We start from the raw sequence: 868 nt of genomic DNA, 5'->3' as shown, positions 1-868 counted from the left end.
AAAGTTCTCTCGACTTGTGTCTGTTACAAAGGCCATCCCATATTGCATCAACTCATAATGCACATCGTTAATGAAACCCGGGTCAACGCGCTGTCGCCCTGTTAGGCTGTTTAAATCTTCTCGTGTTAAAGAAACACCAGAAACCTCACTGCTAAATCTATGCCTCAACCACTCGGAAAACTCCTTCGCACAAATCATTGTCATGGTTTTGTCCTCGAATTACATATCGACGGGACTTTAATTCTTATGTACGGCGTGTAAGTCCTATTTGTCACCCCAAAAACATTCTTGTTATGACCCAACTATGCCACTTCGACTCTGTTTTTGTTTTTGTCGGATTGTGAAAATGAAATATCAAACGATATTCTTATTTACTCTTTACTCCCTCTAGACAAAAGTGTGACATTTCTCCAGTTTCTGATCTTCATTAAAAACGAAGATCTAAAACAAAAACGATCAATAAGTGATGACTGTTGAGCATTGATCCGGCATCACCTTTTTCTTTTTAGGCTTAGATTTAGCGACTTTCGTTGGAGGTGGTACAGGGATCTGTTGAGGTGTCCAACTTGCTAGCTCATATCCACAGCCATCGCCTTTGGGGGGCGCTTTTTGCTCGACGCAGTTCGTCGCATCTTTCGGGCAATGCAGTCGAACATGAAAATGAGAGTGATGTCCCCACCACGGCCGTATCTTGCCAAGCCATTCGCGCTCAGCCTGTTGCGTGACTTCTTGATCGCACAACGCTTGTTTTATAACAGGGTGAACGAAGATACGTGCAACATTTGGGTCTTTTGCCGCAAAGCGAAGCACTTCAAAATGGTTTTTCTCCCATTTTTCTGTTCGTAATCGATAGTTTTTTAGATCGACG

General features: G+C 42.9%; 2 protein-coding genes. Both read right to left on the bottom strand.

The genetic code is table 11. The features are described from left to right. Positions 1-204 (bottom strand): hypothetical protein (locus KIV40_RS31940; protein WP_285353348.1); only part of this gene is annotated, 204 nt, incomplete at its 3' end. A gap of 252 nt (positions 205-456) precedes the next feature. Next, the coding region (locus KIV40_RS31935) for a penicillin-insensitive murein endopeptidase (RefSeq protein ID WP_285353347.1) at positions 457-868 on the bottom strand (412 nt) is incomplete at its 5' end.

The sequence above is a fragment of the Vibrio sp. D173a genome (genome assembly GCF_030248475.1).
Note: the sequence above shows the minus strand (reverse complement) of the source record. Positions and strands in the feature narration are given on the sequence as shown.